The sequence below is a fragment of the Orrella dioscoreae genome (genome assembly GCF_900089455.2).
Taxonomy (GTDB): domain Bacteria; phylum Pseudomonadota; class Gammaproteobacteria; order Burkholderiales; family Burkholderiaceae_B; genus Orrella; species Orrella dioscoreae.
On the sequence record NZ_LT907988.1, the window covers coordinates 4,341,117 to 4,359,680 of the forward strand.

Consider the following 18,564-nt stretch of genomic DNA (forward strand, 5'->3'; position numbering starts at 1 on the left):
CGCGCCTTACAATCCGGCGCATGACCCAGACCCTGACGCCGCCCGACGCAACGCCCGGGACCCGCCCCAAGCGCAAGCTCTACGAGGCGGTCTTCGAGGCCATCGCGGTCGACATCCTGCAAGGCACGCTGCCCACGGGCTCGGCCCTGCCCACCGACTCCGCGCTGTGCACCCGCTTCGGGGTCAGCCGCACCGTCATCCGCGAAGCCATCCAGCATCTGTCCAGCGTGGGCCTGCTGGACGTACGCCACGGCGCCGGCACCTATATCAATGGCTCGCGCCAGTGGGACCTGCTGGACCCGCAACTGCTGACGATGATGGGCCGCACCGGCACCATCGGCTTCGTCATCGACGATCTGCTGGATATCCGGCGCATGTTCGAAGTGGAAGCCGCCACGCTGGCGGCCAAGCGCGCCACGCCCGACGATATCCGCGCGCTGGAGGCCCTGCTGGTCCGCATGCGGGACCCGGCCACCACCGAACAGGAACACGTGGCGCTGAACCTGGAGTTCCACGGCCTGCTGGTGCAGGCCTCGCACAACCGCATCCTGCAAGGCCTGCGCGAGCAATTGCGCGGCGTGCTGACCGTCATGATGAACGCACGCCACCGCCAGGCCGACGCCGAGATGCGCACGGTGTCGACCGCCATGCACCAGATGATCCTCGACAGCATCCGCGAACGCCGGCCCGATCGCGCCCAGGCGGTGATGCTGGCGCATATCCAGGGCGCGGAGCGCTCGCTGCAGCACGAGCCGCGCTGAGGACACGCCATTGCAAAGCCCCTGGCCGCGGCGCGCCAGGGGCTTTTTCATTGCGCGGCACCGCTGGCGGGCTTACTCCATCTTGATGCCCCGCGTCTGGATCAGATCGCGCAGGCGCTCCACTTCGCTCACGAACTGGCGCTTGAAATCGGCCGGTCCTTGCGGCGCCATGACGAAGCCCATCTCCTCGGCCCGGCGCACGAATGCAGGTGCCTTCGCCGTGTCCAGCACGACCTCGGCGATGCGGTCGATGACCGGCGCGGGCGTGCCCGCCGGCACCATGACACCCGTCCAGCCTTCCATCAGCAATCCCGGATAACCGCCTTCGGCCGTCGTCGGCGCCTCGGGAAAGGCCTTGACGCGTTCCGGGCTGGTCACGCTCAGGAGCTTCAGCCGGCCGCTGTCCAGGAAGGGCTTGGCCTCGCTCAAGGTCGCGATGATGAAATCCAGCTGGCCGCCGATGAGATCGTTCAGGGCCGGGGCCCCGCCCTTGTAGGGAATGTGGTTCAGCTTGATGCCGGCCACCCCTTCCATCATGGCGGTGACCAGGTGCGTGGGCGTGCCATATCCGCTCGAGCCGTAGTTCAGCATCTTGCCGCCCTTGGCCGCCTGCACGATCTCGTCCAGCGAGCGATACGGTGAATTGGCCGGCACCACGACCCCCATCGGCGTCACCGCCAGCCGAGCCACCGGCACGAGGTCCTTGCGCACGTCCAGCGACATGTTCGGCATGAGCGTCGCGTTCGCGGCCAGGGTGATCGACACCGCCAGCCATGTCTGGCCATCGGGCGCCGAGCGCGCCACCGCGTCCGCGCCGATGACGGTGTTGCCGCCCGGACGGTTCTCGACCACCACCGATTGCTTGAGGCGGTCGCCCGCGCCCTGCGCGACCATGCGCGCCATGATGTCTATCAGTCCGCCGGGCGGGGCCGGCACCATGTAGCGCACCGGTCCGTCGGGAAAGGCGGTTGCCGCCGAGGCCTGCAGGCCGCAGGCCAGCAGCAGCAGCAGCAGCAGCAGCAGGCCCAGGCCGCGTTTGATTGCCTTGTGCATGTCTTGTCTCCTTGTTGGCACAGCTCTACGAGGCTGTTGCGAAACAGGCTATCTCATATTATCTCAATGCACAAGAAATACGATGAGAGTCGGTGATTATCCCTAGATAACCCAGGTAAACCCTGATAAACAGGCGCAATTCGACCTGAAAGCTAGGATTAAATCAGGGATTCTTATAATATCTCTTAGACAATTACCGAGGAGACACCCGTCATGCGTCCCGAGCCGGCACGCGCCGCCCCTGCGGCAGATTCCCCTGCCCTGCCGACCCTGGCCGACGTGCGCCAGGCCGCCCTCACGCTGAAGGGCGTCGCGCATCGCACGGCGGTGCTCACCAGCGCCACGCTCAATGAAAGACTGGGCGCGCAGGTCTATTTCAAGTGCGAGAACTTCCAGCGCATGGGCGCCTTCAAGTTCCGCGGCGCCTACAACGCCATCGCGCAATTGACGCCCGCGCAGCGGCGCGCTGGCGTCGTGACCTACTCGTCGGGCAACCACGCGCAGGCCACCGCGCTCAGCGCCCGGCTGCTGGGCGCGCCCGCCGTCATCCTGATGCCCCACGACTCCGCACGCGCCAAGGTCGACGCCACGCGCGGCTACGGCGCGGAGATCATCATCTACAACCGCTACCAGGACGACCGCGAGACGCTGGGCCGTGAACTGGCTGCACAGCGCGGCCTGACGATGATCCCCCCCTACGATCACGCCCACATCATTGCCGGCCAGGGCACCGCCGCGCTGGAACTGCTGGAGGAGGCGCCCGGCCTGGACCTGATCGTGACCAGCCTGGGCGGCGGCGGCCTGCTGGCGGGCACCGCGCTGACCGCGAAAAGCCTCGCGCCCGGCTGCGCCGTGGCCGGCGTCGAGCCCGTCAGCGGCGACGACGGACTGCGCTCCCTGAAGGCGGGCCATGTGATCCGCATCCCGCCCCCCACCGGATTGCCGGAAGGCGCGCTGGCCACGCACGTCGGCGACCTGAACTTCGCGGTCATGCGCCGCCACGTCGACGAGATCGTCACCGTCAGCGACGAAGACATCATGCTGGCGATGCGCTTTCATGCCGAGCGCATGAAGCTCGTCGTCGAGCCCACCGGCGCCATGCCGCTCGCCGCGCTGCTGCAGGACAAGCTGGCCGTGCGCGGCAAGCGCGTGGGCATCGTCATCAGCGGCGGCAACGTCGACCTGTCGCGCTACGCCACCTTGCTTGCCGCCCCGGCCTGAGCATTCCAGGAGCCCATCATGACCTCGCTGTTCCAATCCGCCCCGTCCGCCCCGCTGGATCCCATCATGCGGCTCTTCGAGGCCTTCCACCAGGAAACCCGGCCCGACAAGATCAATCTGGTGGTCGGCGTCTATACCGATGCCCAGGGCCGCGTGCCGGTCCTGCGCGCCGTGCAGGAGGCCGAGCGCGCGTGGATCGACCAGGCACGTCCCAAGCAATACCGCCCCATCGAAGGCACTGCCGGTTTCCGCAGCGGCGTGCAACGCCTGCTGTTCGGCGAGAACACCGCCGTGCTACAGGCGAAACGCGCCGCCACGTTGCAGAGCGTGGGCGGCACCGGCGCGCTGAAGATCGGCGCGGATGTGCTGAAGCAGCTGCTGCCGGATGCCATCGTGGCGGTCAGCGACCCGAGCTGGGAAAACCATCGCGCCCTGTTCGAGGCGGCCGGCTTCACGGTGCGCAGCTATCCCTACTATGACGCCACGCGCCAGGACGTGCGTGCCGACGCCATGCTGGACGCGTTGCGCGGCCTGCCGCGCGGCAGCATCGTGGTGCTGCATGCCTGCTGCCACAACCCGACCGGCAATGATCTGGACCCCGCCCAGTGGCGCGCGGTGGTGGATGCCTGCGTGCAAGGCGGACTGGTGCCCTTCGTCGACATGGCCTATCAAGGCTTCGGCGACGGCCTGGAGGAAGACGCGCTGGCGGCGCGGCTGTTCGCCGAGGCCGGCGTGGATTTCCTGGTCGCCAGCTCGTTCTCCAAATCCTTCTCCCTGTATGGCGAGCGCATCGGCGCGCTGACGCTGGTTTCCAGCGACCCAGGCACGATCGGGCGCGCCGAGGCACTGGCCAAACGGCTGGTGCGCACGAACTATTCCAATCCGCCCACGCATGGCGCGGCCATCGTGGAGGCCGTGCTGCAGACACCCGCGCTGTACGACGCGTGGACCGAGGAACTCGCAGGCATGCGCCACCGCATCCACGACATGCGCACGCGGCTCGTGCAGGCGCTGGATGCGCAGGATCTGGGGCGCGGCTTCTCGGCAATCACGCGGCAGAAAGGCATGTTCTCGTATTCAGGCCTGACGCCCACGCAGGCCGAGGCGCTGCGCGCGCGCCACGGCATCTATGCGCTGGACACCGGCAGGATCTGCGTGGCGGCGCTCAACCCCGGCAACCTGCCCCGCGTGGTGGACGCCATCGCCGACGTGGTGCGCGGCTGAGCCGGCTTTCGTCCCGACCGCTTCCAACCCTTATCGCCCCGCCGCGCCAAGACGGCGGGCACCCTGGCAGGAGACAGCATGACATCCCCCTCAAAGACCGTGGTCCGCCTGGACTTCTGGATCGATCCGGCCTTCGACCAGCGGCTGGCCGCTGAGCCTGACATCGCCTTGCGCGTCGCGCGCCGCGAAGGCGCCGAGCAAGACGTATTCGACGCGTTGGCGGCAGCGCACCTGTATCACATCTCCCCCGCCAAGAACGAGCTGCCGCGCGCGTGGCAGGCCACCGACGCGCTGCTGGCGCGCTGTCCCGACCTGTTGTGCGTGTCCTCGGCCGGCGCGGGCCACGACACCGTGGACGTCGACGCCTGCACCCGCGCCGGCGTTGCCGTGGTCAACCAGATCGGCGGCAATGCCGCCTCGGTGGCCGAGCACGCCATCGGGCTCATGCTGGCGGTGTCACGCCGCATCGCCGAATCGGACCGCCGCCTGCGCACGTCGCGCGGCTACAGCCGCGAGTCCTTGATGGGCCACGAAGTCACCGGCAAGACGCTGGGCATCGTGGGCATCGGCCATGCAGGGCGCCGCGTGGCGGCCATTGCCCGCGCGCTGGACATGCCCGTGCTGGCCCACGACCCGCTGCTATCCGACGACGACATCCGCGCACGCGGCGCGGAGCCCGTGACGCTGGCCGCGCTGCTGGCCCGCGCCGACATCGTCTCGCTGCACTGCCCGCGCGACGCCTCCACGCTGGGCAGTTTCGACAGCCGGGCCTTTGGCGCCATGAAGCCGGGCGCGCTGTTCATCAGCACCGCCCGCGGTGGCATCCACGACGAGGCCGCGCTGCATGACGCGCTTGCCCGCGGCCACCTGGGCGGCGCCGGGCTGGATGTGTGGGAGCCGGAGCCCCCGCCCCTGTCCCACCCGCTGCTGACGCTGGACAACGTGGTCGCCACTTTCCACACGGCGGGTGTCTCGCACGAGGGACGCCGCAACGTCGCCGCCCTCGGCGCGCAGCAGGCCGTCGCGGTGCTGCGCGGCATCCGGCCGCCCCGCCTGGTGAACCCCGAGGCGTGGCCGCGCGTGATGGCGCGCTATCGCGAGCGCTTCGGCGAACCCGCCCGCAACGCAGCCTGAACCTGGAGCCACGCCCATGCAATTCATCTCTGAAGCCGAATCCGCCGCGCTGGTCAGCCACGCCCTGGCCTTCGACGCCATCCGCGATGCACTGATCGCCGCCACCCGGCCCGACAGCCACGTCTTTCCCGCCGTCATTGCCCACGGCTCGCTGCGCGAGAACCGCTATTCGGTGAAGGCCGGCACCACGCAGGCCGTGGCGGGCGTGAAGATGGGCTTCTACTGGCCCGCCAACAAGCAGCGCGGCCTGCCCAGCCACAACTCCATCATTGCCGTGTTCGACCAGGAGGTCGGAAAGGTGGCCGCGCTGATCGAAGCGGGCGTGGTCAACGCGTATCGCACGAGCGCTGCCGACGCCGTCGCCACCGACGCGCTGGCACGCCCCGATGCGCGCGTGCTGGCCATCTTCGGCGCGGGGAACCAGGCGGGCTACGAATGCCAGGCCATCGCCCGCATCCGTCCCATCGACACCGTGCTGGTGGTGAACCGCGATGCCGCCGAAACCGAGGCCTTCATCGCGCGGCTGGCCTCGCACGGCCTGCGCGCGCGCGCCGAAGCGCCGCAAGCCGCTTGCCAGCAGGCGGACATCATCGTGACCGCCACGCCCTCGCAATCCCCGCTTTTCGACGCAGGCTGGGTCCGGCCCGGCACCCATGTGTCGACCATGGGGGCGGACTCGACAGGCAAGCAGGAAGCGCCTGCCGCGCTGATGACCCGCGCGCGCCTGTTCTGCGACCTGCCCGAGCAATCGACGCGCATCGGCGAACTGCAGCACGTGGCGGCGGACATCGCGGCGGGACGGCTGTCCGTCACGCCGATCGGCGCCGTCCTCGCGGGCGAAGCACAGGGCCGCCAGGACCGGGATGACATCACCGTCTTCGACAGTTCCGGGCTGTCCCTGCAGGACCTCTACATCGGCCAGCGCATCCTGGCGGCGCACGCCGCGCGGGCGACCGCATGACGCGCACGCTGGCTGCCTGCCTGTCGCTGGACGACTTCGAGGCCGCGGCCAGACGGCACCTGCCCGCGCCGCTGTTCGGTTTCGTGGCGGGGGCGGCGGAAACCGGCACCTCCGCCGACGCCAACCGCCGCGCCTTCGCGCGGCACGCGCTGGTGCCGCGCGTCCTGCGGGACGTGTCGTCGCGGCGCACGGGCGTCACGCTCTTCGGCCACTCGCACGCCCTGCCCTTCGGCATCGCGCCGATGGGGATCAGCGCGCTGACGGCCTATCTGGGCGACGTGGTCCAGGCGCGCGCCGCGGCGGCGCTGGGCATGCCGATGATCCTCAGCGGCTCATCGCTCATCCGCATGGAAACGGTCATCGCCCATCATCCGCAAGCCTGGTTCCAGGCCTATGTGCCCGGCGACGCGGTCCGCATCGAGGCCTTGCTCGACCGGGTCGGGCAGGCAGGCTTCGGCACGCTGGTCGTGACCGCGGACGTGCCCATCAGCGGCAATCGCGAGAACAACGTGCGCTGCGGCTTCTCGACGCCTTTGCGCCCCTCCTGGCAACTGGCGTGGCAGGGCGCGATGCATCCGCACTGGCTGTGCGGCACCGCGTTGCGCACCCTGGCTCGGCATGGCATGCCGCATTTTGAGAACGCCTTGGCGACGCGTGGCGCACCTATCCTGTCGCGCCGCGCCGTGCGCGAGTTCGATGGCCGCGACAACCTGGGCTGGACGCATCTGGCGCTGATCCGCCGGCGGTGGCCGGGCAAGCTCGTGGTGAAAGGCATCCTGCATGCCGACGATGCGCGCCTGGCGCGCGAGGCCGGCGCGGACGGCGTCATCGTGTCGAACCACGGCGGCCGGCAGCTGGACCACGCGCCCGCCGCGCTGGACCGCCTGCCCGGCATCGTCCAGGCGGTGGGGGCTGACCTGGCCGTCATGGTCGATGGCGGATTCCGGCGCGGCACGGACGTGCTCAAGGCCTACGCCCTGGGCGCGCGCATGGTGTTCCTGGGACGGCCTTTCAACTATGCCGCATCCGTCGCGGGCGAAGCCGGCGTCCGGCACGCGGCCACCCTGCTGGCGCAGGAGGTGGCCCGCGACATGGCCCTGTTGGGTATCGCGCAACTGGACGAGCTGGACCCGAGCTGGCTGGCCCCTGCCTGAGCGGCGGGGCCGTCGTACCCCTATCCGCCCGACTCGTCGCGGCGCACGTTGGTCGGCCGCATGTAGCCGCTCATCTGCGTGACGTGATCAGCCGTGCTGCGCGCGTTGCGCTCACGGTCGCCGGACAGCATGTCGGCGATGGGCTGATCGCCGCGCACCGTGGCCGGTACGCCCGAGGTCATGGAGGTGGGCGTACGATCGCTGAAGATGCTGGGCGCGTGGGCCGCGTCCACTTGGTCGAAGAAGGACAGGGGATCCTCGCCCGGCATGTGGCGCACGGGCTCGCCCGGCAGCAATGACAAGGGGTCTGGCGTATTGCGCGGCGCGGCCGAGGCCATGTCGAAGGGATGGCAGGAGATGTCGGGGGCGCTGCCCACCGGCAAGGTGCCGGGGCCCATCAGGTCGGCGAAGATATCGACCGGCCCGGGTTCGGGCTGCGCAGGCGGCAGATCCGCCACGGATGCGGCGGCCGGCACGGGCGCGTCGGGCGGGGTTGCCACAGGCTGCTCCAACGCACCGGCGGCCGCCACGCCGCCCGTCCATGCCGCCACGGCCGGCGCTGCCGCCTGCGGCGGCACCACGCCGCCGGCTTCCTGGGCGTGCCCCTCCGCCACGCTGCCGGCGGCCGCATCGACCGCCAGCACATAGCCGCCCACGCCCACCCGGTCGCCCGCGGCGATGGCAGCCTCTTCGCCCTGCGCCAGCGAACGGCCGTTCACCGTGACGGGCGCCGGTCCGCCCAGGTTGACCAGCCGGCACTCCGCGCCGCGCATGCGCACGACAGCCTGCAGGCGGCCGATGGCGCCGGACGGATCAGGCAGGACGAGATGGTTGCCCGCCACGCGGCCGATGGTGCCGCCAGGGGCATCGAACCGTGCCGGGATCAGCGCATGCGCGCCGCAAGCGGGAGGATGGGCGGGACCGAGATACATGGCGGCTCCTTGTTGCAATGGGCGGGAGCGCCTCGGCGGTCCCGCCGGGAGGGATCAGCGCGTGGCTTGCGTCTGGTTCTGGTAGCGGGATTGCACCGAGGTGAAGACCGGGCCCCATTGGGGATGGCCCTTCTCGGCCGGAGACAGGTCGTAGTCGGCCTGCAGCTGCAGGATGCGCGTGAAGCTTTCCTCGCACAGCTGCTTGTAGTCCTGCACGCAGTAGCTGAAGGCCTGGAGCTTGTAGGCTTCGGTGCGCGTGGCCAGCGAGGCCTCGTCGTGCAGGCGGCCATCCAGCGCCACGCTGCGGATCACGGCGCCATAACGCCCCTGGTTGTAGTCGTCGCGCAGTTGCTGCAAGGCCTGTTGGGCTTGCGGGCTGTCTTGCGCGGGCAGGGAGGCGCCAGGGCTGTTCGCGTTCGTTGCGCAACCAGCCAGCACCATAAGGCTCAGAAGCAATGCGGCGTGATGTCTCATGCTCATGGCGAGGTGATCCAAAAGGGGTGGGTTGTGGGGATGCCTGCGGGGCGCCAGGACGCATGCCTGCCTTGCCCGTCGGCTTGCTACGAGAGTAGGGGGCGATTATGACACTTCGGTAGCAAACCGCCACGGTAAAGACTCTCCGACTGTTTCGGATGTATCGACACCGTAAAAAAAGTAACGTCACACGGGTTTAACAAGACTGTCTTGTTTCTATTTTGTGATACGGCCTTCATGAGGAGAACATCCCAAGGGAGGCCCGGTCGGCATGAGGTCGAAGACAGAGAGGATCACGCAGGGCGCCACGTGGCGCACGTTTGCCCTGGCACGCGCGGGCCTGGCCCTGCTTGCGGGCGTATTGCTGGCATCGGGCTGTGCCTCGACGGCCGGCAAGATGGCCTCACCCTATGAAATCGCACTCACCGCCGACAAGGATGTGAACCCCGACGTCCACGGCCGGCCCTCGCCCGTGCAGATCACCGTCTATGAAATGAAGACCTCGCGCACCTTCGAGGAAAGCGACTTCTTCACGCTGCACGGCGACGCGCGCCAGGCCCTGGGCGAGGAACTGATCCAGGCCGAGCAGGTGATCCTGCGGCCCGGCGAATCCCACACCATCCGCCGCCAAGGCGACGTCAACGCCCGCGTCGTCGGCATCGTCGCGGCCTTCCGCGACCTCGAGCGCAGCCAATGGCGCCTCGTCGCGCCGCTGCCCGTGCCCCAGAACACGAACATCTACAAGATCTGGCAGTTCTCTCCCAACCCCGAAACGATCCACATCGGCGTGGGAAAGCAGGATATCCGGGTGACGGACCGCGAGCGGTCCTGGTGGCCTTTTTAAGTTCCCTCTGACTGCCGGCAGGACCCGCCTCGCGGGCCCTGCCGTCGTCATTAATCGAGCAGGATCGGCATGGCATCGAACCTCAAGGTGATCTGGTCGGAGGGCATGTTCCTCCGGCCCCAGCATTTTCAGCAGCAGGAGCGCTACCTGGACCGCAACCTGCAATTGCGCACCCTGCCCCTGCAGGCCTTTTTCTGGGGCTGCACGGAACTGGCGATCGACCGCGACGCGCTGGCGCTGGGCAAGCTGGCACTGACGGGCGGGCAGGGGCTCTTCCCCGACGGCACGCCGTTTGAAATCGGCCACGCGGATCTCGCGCCCCTGGCGCTGGAGGTCCCGGACGACGCGCGCGACGAGCTGGTCGTGCTGGCCACGCCACGCCGCCGCAACGGCGTGGAGGAAGCCGTCTTCGAGAACGTCGAGGAAACGCTGGCGCGCCACGCCGTCACCGAAACCGAGGTGGACGACAGCACCGAAGGCGGCCTGGAACCCGCATTGCTGCAGGTGGGCCGCCCTCATCTGCGCCTGATGCTCGCGCGCGACGCCGGCGACGAATGGCTGACGCTGGGCGTGGCGCACGTGCTGGAGCGCCGCAACGACAAGCGCGTGATGCTGGACGAGTCCTACATTCCGCCCTGGCTCAGCAGCGGCCATCACCCGGTATTGGCCGGCTACGCCAACGAACTGGCGGGGCTGCTGGAAGCGCGCGGCCAGACGCTGGCGGCCCGCCTGGCCCAGCCCGGGCGCGGCGGCGTCGCCGAGGTGGCCGACTTCATGCTGCTGACGCTGGTGAACCGCTACGCCGGCGCGCTGTGGCACACGGGCCAGATCCAGGGTCTGCATCCGGAACGGCTGTTCCACGACTGGCTCATGCTGGCCTGCGACCTGGCCACCTATACCGAAACCGCAAGGCGCCCCGAGGGCCTGCCGCGCTATCAGCACGACGACCTGCGCGCCACCTTCCAGCCGCTGATGCAGATGCTGCGCCGCTCGCTGTCGGCGGTGCTGGAACAGAACGCCTTCCAGATCCCGCTGCAAGACCGCGGCCGCGGCGTCAGCGTGGCCCAGATCAACGACCGCGAACTGCTGCGCCAGGCCGGCTTCGTGCTGGCGGTGCACGCCGAGATGGCCAGCGAGGCGCTGCGCGCGCACTTCCCCGCGCAGGTCAAGATCGGCCCCGTCGAACGCATCCGCGACCTCGTGCACCTGCAACTGCCCGGCATTCCGGTGCGCGCCCTGCCCGTGGTGCCGCGCCAGATCCCCTACAGCGCCGGCCACGTGTACTTCGAGCTGGACAAGGGCAGCGAATTCTGGCGCCAGTTGGAGCAGAGCGGCGCGCTGGCGCTGCACATCGCGGGCGAATTCCCCGGCCTGGACATGGCCTTCTGGGCGATCCGCGACTGACGCGCGGCCCAAGGCAGATTCCGAGGAGTAGGCATGTACGGTTCAGACCCTTCCGCGACCGGCCCCGCCGGCCTGTATCCGGCCCAGTTCCCCGGGGCGGGCGCCGACACGGCGCGCCCCCGTCCCGATGAGTACGTCATCAGCGGCAGCAATCCGCTGGTGGCGGCCGCCAACCCGGTGCTGGACCTGATTCCCCAGATCCGCGCCACGCAAAGCCATCCCTCGCCGGCCATGCTGCGCGAGCATCTGGTCGACGAGATCCGCCAGTTCGAGCTGCGCGCGCAGCAGGCAGGCCTGCCCAACGAGACCATCCTGGGCGCGCGCTACTGCCTGTGCACGGCGCTGGACGAGGCTGCCGCGCTGACGCCCTGGGGCGCGGGCGTGTGGTCCAGCCACAGCCTGCTGGTGACCTTCCACAACGAGACCTGGGGCGGCGAGAAGTTCTTCCAGCTGCTGGCCCGCCTATCGCAGAATCCCTCGCAACACCTGGACCTGCTGGAGCTGCTGTACTTCTGCCTGGTGCTGGGCTTCGAAGGCCGCTACCGCGTCGTGGACAACGGCCGCACGCAGCTGGAGACGCTGCGCCAGCGCCTGCTGCACATCCTGCGCAGCGCGCGCGGCGAATATCCGCGCGACCTGTCGCCCCATTGGCAGGACGCGCCCACGCTGGCGGAAGTGCGCCGCCCGCCCGTGCCCCTGTGGGCCTTCGCGGCCATCGGCGTGCTGCTGGCGCTCATCGCCTACTCCTTCCTGAACTGGCGCCTGGGCGGCGATTCCGATGCGGCCTTTGCCGCGGTCAATGGACTGGAACCGCCCGTGCTGCGCGCGGCGCCCCCGCCGCCGCCCAAGCCCGCGCCCATGCCGCGACTGGCAGGCTTCCTGGCCCCCGAGATCCGCGAAGACCTGGTGACCGTGCGCGACGAAGCCGACCGCAGCGTCGTCGTGCTGCGCGGCGATGGCCTCTTCGACTCGGGTTCGTCCACGGTGAAGGAACGCTACTACCCGGTGCTGGCGCGCATCGCCGACGCCCTGAACGGCACCGAGGGCAACATCCTGGTCAGCGGCTATTCCGACAACGTGCCCATCCGCACGCCGCGCTTCCCCTCCAACTGGCACCTGTCGCAGGAACGCGCCGACGCGGTCAAGACGATGCTGGAGCAGCGCCTGAAGGTGCCCAACCGGGTGCGCGCCGAAGGCCGCGGCGACGCCGACCCCGTCGCGCCCAATGACAGTCCCGCCAATCGAGCGCGCAATCGCCGCGTCGAGATCACGTTGCTCATCACCGCGCAGGACGCCGCGACCACGCGTCGCAATCCCGCCCAACAAGGGGTTCGCCAACCATGATTCACGACCTGTTCCGGCTGCTGCTGAGCCGTGGCCTGTGGAATTTCCTGGGCCTGGTCGCGCTGGCGCTGCTCATCTGGATCGCCGGGCCGCTGATGGCCTTCGGCGCCTACCGTCCGCTGGAAAGCGAACTGTCGCGCATCGCGCTCATCGGCCTCATCTTCGGCATCTGGCTGCTGCGCCTCATCTGGCGCAAGTGGCGCGAAGGCCGCCTGAATGCCCAGTTGCTGGGGCAGCTGCGGCGCTCCACCGAGAAGAAGAAAACCGAAGCCGAGCCGCAGAGCGACGAGGTGCGCGAACTGACCGAGCGCTTCGACGAGGCCATCGGCCGCCTGCGCGAGATGCGCTTTGGCGGCGGCCAGCAAGGCCGCTGGCCCTGGTCGCGTTTCTCCCGCCAGCACCTGTACCAGTTGCCCTGGTACGTCTTCATCGGCGCGCCGGGCTCGGGCAAGACCACGGCCCTGGTGAACTCGGGCCTGAACTTCCCGCTGGCCGACCGCTACGGCAAGACCGCGCTGCGCGGCGTGGGCGGCACGCGCAACTGCGACTGGTGGTTCACCGACGAAGCCGTGCTGCTGGACACCGCGGGCCGCTACACCACCCATGAAAGCGACCCCACCGGCGACGAAAAGGAATGGCAGGGCTTCCTGGGATTGTTGAGCCGTTTCCGCGGCCGCCAGCCCATCAACGGCGCCATCCTCACCATCAGCCTGGCCGACCTGCTGTCGGCCTCGGACAGCGAACGCGTGCAGCACGCCGCCGTGCTGCGCCAGCGGCTGCAGGAACTGCGCACCCAGCTGGGCATCCAGTTCCCCATCTATGTGCTGGTCACCAAGATCGACCTGCTTTCCGGCTTCGAGGAATACTTCGCCTCGTTCAGCCGCGAAGACCTGTCCCAGGTCTGGGGCTTCACGCTGCCCTACGCGCGCTCGCAGGACCCGGACTTCGACCTGTACACCGCCTTCCACGCGGAATACCGCTTGCTGCAACGCCGCCTGGACGAGGCGCTGCCCGACGTGCTGGCAGCGGAACCCGACGCCGCGCAGCGCGCGCTGGCCTACATGCTGCCGCAGCAGTTCGCCGGCCTGCAGGGCGTGCTGTCGCACTTCCTGAGCGACGTCTTCGCGGCCTCCCGCTTCGAGGCGCGCCTGCTGCCGCGCGGCGTCTACTTCACCAGCGGCACGCAGGGCGGCGAGACCTTCGACCAGGTCACGGGCCGCCTCAAGCGCTACCTGCGCCTGGACAGCGGGCCCAGCGCCTACTCGGTGCCGGGCGAGCAGCCGGGCCGCAGCTTCTTCCTGAAGAACCTGCTGCAGCAGGTCATCTTCAAGGAGGCCGCGCTGGCGGGACGCAACCTGCGCTGGGAGCGCCGCTACCGCCGCCTGCACTGGGCGGGCTACACGGTGCTGGGGCTGGCCGTGGTGGGGCTGATCGCCGCCTGGACCATCAGCTATCGCAACAACGATGCCTATGTCGCGCAAGTGCAGGAGCGCGTGCCCGCCGTGCAGGCGCTGGGCGCCGACGTGAAAATGGACGACAACGGCCAGGTGCGCGGCCTGATGCCCTACCTGGACGGCCTGCGCCAGTTGCCCCAAGGCGACGGCTTCGCGCTGGACTCGCCCCCGCTGTCGTATCGCTACGGCCTGTACCAGGGCGAGAAACTGGGCGCGGCCGCCGACGGCGTGTACCGCCGCACGCTGGACCAGGCCCTGCTGCCGCTGGCCGCGCGCCGGGTGGAATCCGCCCTGCGCAGCGCCGACCCCAAGGACCTGGAATTCTCGTACGAGGCCTTGCGCGCCTATCTGATGCTGTACGAATCGGATCACTACGACGCCGAGTTCATGCACGCCTGGCTGCTGTCCGACATGCAGAAGACGCTGCCTGCCGACTACACCCGGGCGCAGTACGACAACATGTCCGCGCACCTGCGCGCGCTGGCGACGGGCAAGGTGCTGGTCTCGCCCTTCCCGCGCGACGAGGCGCTGATCCGCGAGGCCCGCGAGCGCCTGGCCAGCCTGCCGCTGGCGCAACGCGCCTACAGCCGGGTGCGCCGCATCCTGGCCGACAACGCAGGCCTGGACGAGATCACCGTCGCCACGCTGGGCGGCACGCAGGCCGCATCGGTCTTCACGCGCGCCAGCGGCAAGCCGCTCACGCAAGGCATCCCGGGGCTCTTCAGCTACAAGGGCTACTGGGACGTCTTCAACAAGCGCGTGGACGGCGTGGCCGACAACCTGAGCCGCGACGACGCCTGGGTGCTGGGCCTGCCCGCGCCCCAGTTGCTGGACACGCGCGCCCGCGCCCAGCTGCTGTCGGAAATCAGGCAGCTGTACCTGAACGACTACGTGACCCAGTGGGAGGGCTACCTGGACGACCTGCGCCTGGTGAAGGGGTCTTCGCTGCTGCACAGCATCCAGGTGGCGCGCACCTTGTCCGCACCGGAATCCCCGCTGGTGCGCCTGGTGCAGAACGTGGCGCGTGAAACCACGCTGCTGCGCGACGCCAACAGCGAGGCGTATTCGCTGGCCGACCAGGCGCGCGATCGCGTCAGCAACACGCGCGACACGCTGGAGCAGATGTTCGGCTCCACCCGGCCCGGCGCGGCGATGCGCGAGGATGCCGCACGCGAGAAGCCCGAGTTGATCGTCGACCGGCACTTCGAACCCTATCGCAGGCTGGTCTCCGCCGAAGGCGGCGGCCCCGCCGCCATCACGGCCACCACGGGCCTCATCAACGAGCTCTACACCTACCTGACCGCCGCCGATGCCGCGCTGCGCAGCGCCAGCCCCCCGCCCAATCCCGAAGTCGTCACCAAGCTGCGTGCCGAAGCCGGCCGCATGCCGCGTGCGCTGGGCACCATGCTGGACACGCTGTCGGTGGATGCCACCGATGAGGTCTCGGGCGTGGTGCGCGAACGCCTGGGCGAGAATGTGTCGGCCACCATCGGCCTCTTCTGCCGGCAATCCATCGCCGGGCGCTATCCCTTCGCCCCCGGCTCGGCGCGCGATGCCGCGCCCAATGACGTGGCGCGGCTTTTCTCGCCCAACGGCATGATGGACGAGTTCCTGCAGAAGCACCTGATCAACCAGATCGACGTGTCGCAGCCGCGCTGGCGCTTCAAGCCCGGCATCGACGGCAGCCAGCTGCAGGCCTCGGGCTATCTCGATGCCTTCCAGCGCGCCGGCGTCATCCGCGACGTCTACTTCTCGGCCGGCAATCCGCTGCCCTCGTACCGGGTGTCGATCCGCCCCATCGAGATGGACGCCGAGATCACGCAGTTCGTGATGGACGTCGATGGACAGGCCGTGCGCTATGCCCACGGCCCGCAGGTCGCCACCACGGTGCAATGGCCAGGCCCGCGCGGCACCAGCCAGGTCCGCATGGAGCTCACGCCCTCGGCGGGCGTCTCGGGCATCGCCACCAGCGGCCCCTGGGCCCTGAACCGCATGCTGGACAAGGCCACGCTGAAGCACGGCGCCTCGCCGGAAACCGTGCAGGCCACCTTCGATTTCAATGGCCGCAAGGTCGTGCTGGAGATCGTGGCGGGCAGCGTGAAGAGCCCCTTCGGCTTGCCTGAAATGCAAGGATTCTCGTGCCCGGGGCGCTCATGATCGGCGCCGACGCAGCCACGCCCCCCGCCGGCGCCCGCCTGGGCTGGTACGGCAAGATTCCGGCCGCCGGCGATTTCGTGCACCGCGGCGTGCCCCGCGAACTGATCGCCTGGTGGGACAAGTGGGCGCAGCATGGCCTGTCGGCGTTGAAGCAGATGCCGCTGGACGCGCAACGCGAATTCACCGCTGCACCGCTCTGGAATTTCGCCATCCCCGCCGGCCCCGGCGCGGGCGCGGTGCAACTGGGCACCGTCGCACCCAGCCGTGACCGCGTCGGCCGGCTCTATCCGCTGTGGGCGGTCTGGAGCGTGCCGCTGGCCGCCTACGAATCCAGCGTGCTGGACGGCGCCGGCCCGTATTACCGCGAAGCGAGCACCGCCTTGCTGTCGGCCGTGCGCCACGGCAGCGGCGCGGAACAGCTGGACCGGGCCCTCAACCACGCCGCGAATGCGCTGCGCCCGGGTCCGCCCCAGCCGCCGCCTTCATCGGCCGGCCAGGACATCTTGGACATTCTCAATTCAGGCCCCGGGCAGACGCGCCCGCTGGTGCGATCCGGGCCGGAAGGCTGGCCCGACCTGCCCGCCTGCTTCAACCCTGGCTCGCACACCAGCTATTGGTGGACCAGCCAGGTCGACGGCGCTGCCTTGCAGACCTATCTGCACGGCGGCGCGCTCAACGCCACGCTGTTCGCGCGACTCTTCGTCGCGTCGGGCCGCGCCCGCTTCTGACCGCCGGAGACTCCGTCATGCCCTCCTCCGCCACACCCCACGCCGCCGCCCCGCAACCCACCGCCCAGGTCCTGGCCTGGCTGCGCGGCATCCTGCCGCAGCTCGAATCGCTGCATCGCGCGGGCCATCATCACGGCGCGCTGTCCGCCCATGTGCTGGCCGAGGACGCGCAGGGCCAGCCGCTGCTGGCGCCGCCCCCTGCCGCCGAACACGACGAGGACCTGCACGGCGCGCGCGCCCCCGGCTATGCCGCATTGGAGCAATATGCGGGCGGCCCGGCAGGCAACGTGGGACCGTGGACGGATGTCTATGCCCTGAGCGCCGAGCTGTGCCGGCGCGTGACTGGCGCCCTGCCGCCCGATGCCGTCACGCGCGTCATCGAAGACACGCACGTGCCGCTGGCCGCGCGCGACCTGCCTGGCTATCCGGTGATCCTGCTGAAGACGATCGATGCGGGCCTGGTGCTGTCACCCGAAGGCCGCTCGCCCTCGCTGGCGGGGTATACGGCGTTGCTGGCCGCGGCAGGGCAGGTGGGGACGGTGCCGATGGCGCCCGCGGGACTGGGCACGGGCGCCGCAGTGGCGCCGCCCATTGCGGCGCCCGCGCCGGTGGTTGCAGCGCCTGCCGTGGCACCCGCCCCCATTCCCGCGTTGAAGGACGAGTGGATGCCCGCTCCCGTGGCCCCGGAACCGCCACCGGAAACATCGCCGGATGCGCAGGCTGTCCCTCCGCAGGCGGCTACGCCCATCGTACCGAGAGCGGAGATTCCGCCCGCCGTGCCCGCCGCCCCGCAAGCCGCTCCCAGCACCGCGGAGCCCGCGCCGCCGCCCCCTTCGTCTCGACAAGACCCCGCGCCCCAGGCCTCGCCCGCGGCGGCTGCCGCTGTCGCCGCCGCCACGCGTCCCGTGCGCCAGGACGAAGGCCGCGTGCCGCTGGGCATGGTTGCCGCCGTGCTGGCCTTGATCATTGCCGCCGGCCTGCTCTTCTGGTGGCAGCAGGGCGATACGCCCGACACCGCAACCGCCGATGCCTCGGGCAATCCCACGCCGAGCGCACCTGCCGCAACGCCAGAGGCGCCGCCCCCACCGGCCATCGCCGACGCGCCGTCCGCGCCACCTCCGGTAGCCCTGGCAAGTCCGTCCGAAGCGCCGCCCGCCCCGCCGGCCATGCCATCCGAAGCGCCTTCCGCCACGTCAGCGGCACCCGCGACGCCTCCGTCCAACGAGACAGGCGCCCTGCCCGGCCTCCCGGGTCTCTCCGCGGCGGCGTCGGCGGCAGGCACCACCGACCCGCAGCACTCGCCAAGCACCGCGGACACCAACGCCGCGACGGGCACGCCCCCCTCGGGCGCGGTGGACGCCTTGCCGACACTCGGTTCCCCCCTGCCTGGGCTGACGCCCACGCCGACCGCGAGCAACGGCGCGGGCGCCACGACAGACGGCCCGACCTCCTCCGACACAGCGGGAGCGCCTGCTGCCGGCACGGACGCGCCGCCGGAGGAACCCGTCGCCAGCGTGGCCGTCACCGTGAACGTCCAGCCCTGGGGCGAGATCGTGGTCAACGGCAGCCGCCGCGGCGTCAGCCCGCCGCTGCGCCAGATCCAGCTCGCGCCGGGCACCTACTCGGTCACCGTGCGCAACGGCGACCTGCCGCCGTACAACACCAGGCTGACCGTGCAGCCCGGCAAACCCGCCAGCATCACGCACAAGTTCTAAGACG

At 69.9% G+C, this 18,564-nt stretch carries 15 protein-coding genes; 12 read left to right on the plus strand and 3 right to left on the minus strand.

The window, feature by feature from the left end; genetic code table 11:
* Positions 1 to 20: 20 nt before the first annotated feature.
* The gene (locus ODI_RS19950) at positions 21 to 761 is read left to right on the plus strand and encodes a FadR/GntR family transcriptional regulator (RefSeq protein ID WP_067754054.1); all 741 of its coding nucleotides are present in this window, start codon (positions 21 to 23) and stop codon (positions 759 to 761) included.
* Positions 762 to 833: 72 nt separating this feature from the next.
* Here ODI_RS19950 and ODI_RS19955 read toward each other — a convergent pair whose 3' ends face one another.
* Positions 834 to 1,814 carry a Bug family tripartite tricarboxylate transporter substrate binding protein gene (locus ODI_RS19955; protein WP_067754052.1) on the minus strand — a complete coding sequence of 327 codons (981 nt, stop codon included), beginning with the start codon at positions 1,812 to 1,814 and terminating at the stop codon, positions 834 to 836.
* A gap of 213 nt (positions 1,815 to 2,027) precedes the next feature.
* Between ODI_RS19955 and ODI_RS19960 the strand changes: the two genes are divergently transcribed.
* The 5 genes from ODI_RS19960 to ODI_RS19980 all read left to right on the plus strand — a co-directional run bounded on the left by ODI_RS19960 (position 2,028) and on the right by ODI_RS19980 (position 7,508).
* Entirely contained in the window at positions 2,028 to 3,035 is a 1,008-nt protein-coding gene (locus ODI_RS19960; RefSeq protein ID WP_067754050.1) for a threo-3-hydroxy-L-aspartate ammonia-lyase, read from the plus strand.
* Positions 3,036 to 3,053: 18 nt separating this feature from the next.
* Entirely contained in the window at positions 3,054 to 4,259 is a 1,206-nt protein-coding gene (locus ODI_RS19965) for an amino acid aminotransferase (RefSeq protein WP_067754047.1), read from the plus strand.
* A gap of 78 nt (positions 4,260 to 4,337) precedes the next feature.
* A complete protein-coding gene (locus ODI_RS19970) occupies positions 4,338 to 5,393 on the plus strand; it encodes a hydroxyacid dehydrogenase (RefSeq protein WP_067754044.1) in 1,056 nt (351 codons plus the stop codon).
* A 16-nt stretch (positions 5,394 to 5,409) separates the two neighbouring features.
* Positions 5,410 to 6,354 (plus strand): ornithine cyclodeaminase family protein, encoded by a 945-nt coding sequence (locus tag ODI_RS19975; protein WP_067754039.1) that lies wholly within the window; start codon positions 5,410 to 5,412, stop codon positions 6,352 to 6,354.
* Positions 6,351 to 7,508 (plus strand): alpha-hydroxy acid oxidase, encoded by a 1,158-nt coding sequence (locus ODI_RS19980; RefSeq protein ID WP_098020949.1) that lies wholly within the window; start codon positions 6,351 to 6,353, stop codon positions 7,506 to 7,508. The genes ODI_RS19975 and ODI_RS19980 overlap by 4 nt, the downstream gene beginning before the upstream one ends.
* A gap of 20 nt (positions 7,509 to 7,528) precedes the next feature.
* On the opposite strand, the gene ODI_RS19985 is transcribed toward ODI_RS19980, so the two are convergent.
* Together ODI_RS19985 and ODI_RS19990 are read right to left on the minus strand one after the other, a co-directional pair.
* A complete protein-coding gene (locus tag ODI_RS19985; RefSeq protein WP_067754033.1) occupies positions 7,529 to 8,440 on the minus strand; it encodes an FHA domain-containing protein in 912 nt (303 codons plus the stop codon).
* A 54-nt stretch (positions 8,441 to 8,494) separates the two neighbouring features.
* A complete protein-coding gene (locus ODI_RS19990; protein WP_067754030.1) occupies positions 8,495 to 8,920 on the minus strand; it encodes a TssQ family T6SS-associated lipoprotein in 426 nt (141 codons plus the stop codon).
* Between the two features lie 265 nt (positions 8,921 to 9,185).
* Here ODI_RS19990 and tssJ point away from each other — a divergent pair, with 265 nt between their 5' ends.
* The 6 genes from tssJ (at position 9,186) to ODI_RS20020 (ending at position 18,560) form a co-directional block, all read left to right on the plus strand.
* Positions 9,186 to 9,758, plus strand: coding sequence for a type VI secretion system lipoprotein TssJ (tssJ, locus tag ODI_RS19995; RefSeq protein ID WP_082985318.1), 573 nt, complete (start codon positions 9,186 to 9,188; stop codon positions 9,756 to 9,758).
* Between the two features lie 69 nt (positions 9,759 to 9,827).
* Positions 9,828 to 11,162: a type VI secretion system baseplate subunit TssK gene (gene tssK, locus ODI_RS20000; RefSeq protein ID WP_067754027.1), complete on the plus strand. Its 1,335-nt coding sequence runs from the start codon at positions 9,828 to 9,830 to the stop codon at positions 11,160 to 11,162.
* Between the two features lie 33 nt (positions 11,163 to 11,195).
* Positions 11,196 to 12,506, plus strand: coding sequence for a DotU family type VI secretion system protein (locus tag ODI_RS20005; protein WP_067754024.1), 1,311 nt, complete (start codon positions 11,196 to 11,198; stop codon positions 12,504 to 12,506).
* On the plus strand, positions 12,503 to 16,117 hold the full coding sequence (tssM, locus tag ODI_RS20010) for a type VI secretion system membrane subunit TssM (RefSeq protein WP_067754021.1): 3,615 nt from the start codon (positions 12,503 to 12,505) through the stop codon (positions 16,115 to 16,117). Before ODI_RS20005 ends, tssM begins: the two co-directional genes overlap by 4 nt.
* Positions 16,114 to 16,845: a type VI secretion system-associated protein TagF gene (gene tagF, locus ODI_RS20015; protein WP_067754018.1), complete on the plus strand. Its 732-nt coding sequence runs from the start codon at positions 16,114 to 16,116 to the stop codon at positions 16,843 to 16,845. Before tssM ends, tagF begins: the two co-directional genes overlap by 4 nt.
* 17 nt (positions 16,846 to 16,862) lie before the next feature.
* Entirely contained in the window at positions 16,863 to 18,560 is a 1,698-nt protein-coding gene (locus tag ODI_RS20020; protein ID WP_067754015.1) for a protein kinase family protein, read from the plus strand.
* The last annotated feature ends 4 nt before the right edge of the window (positions 18,561 to 18,564 follow it).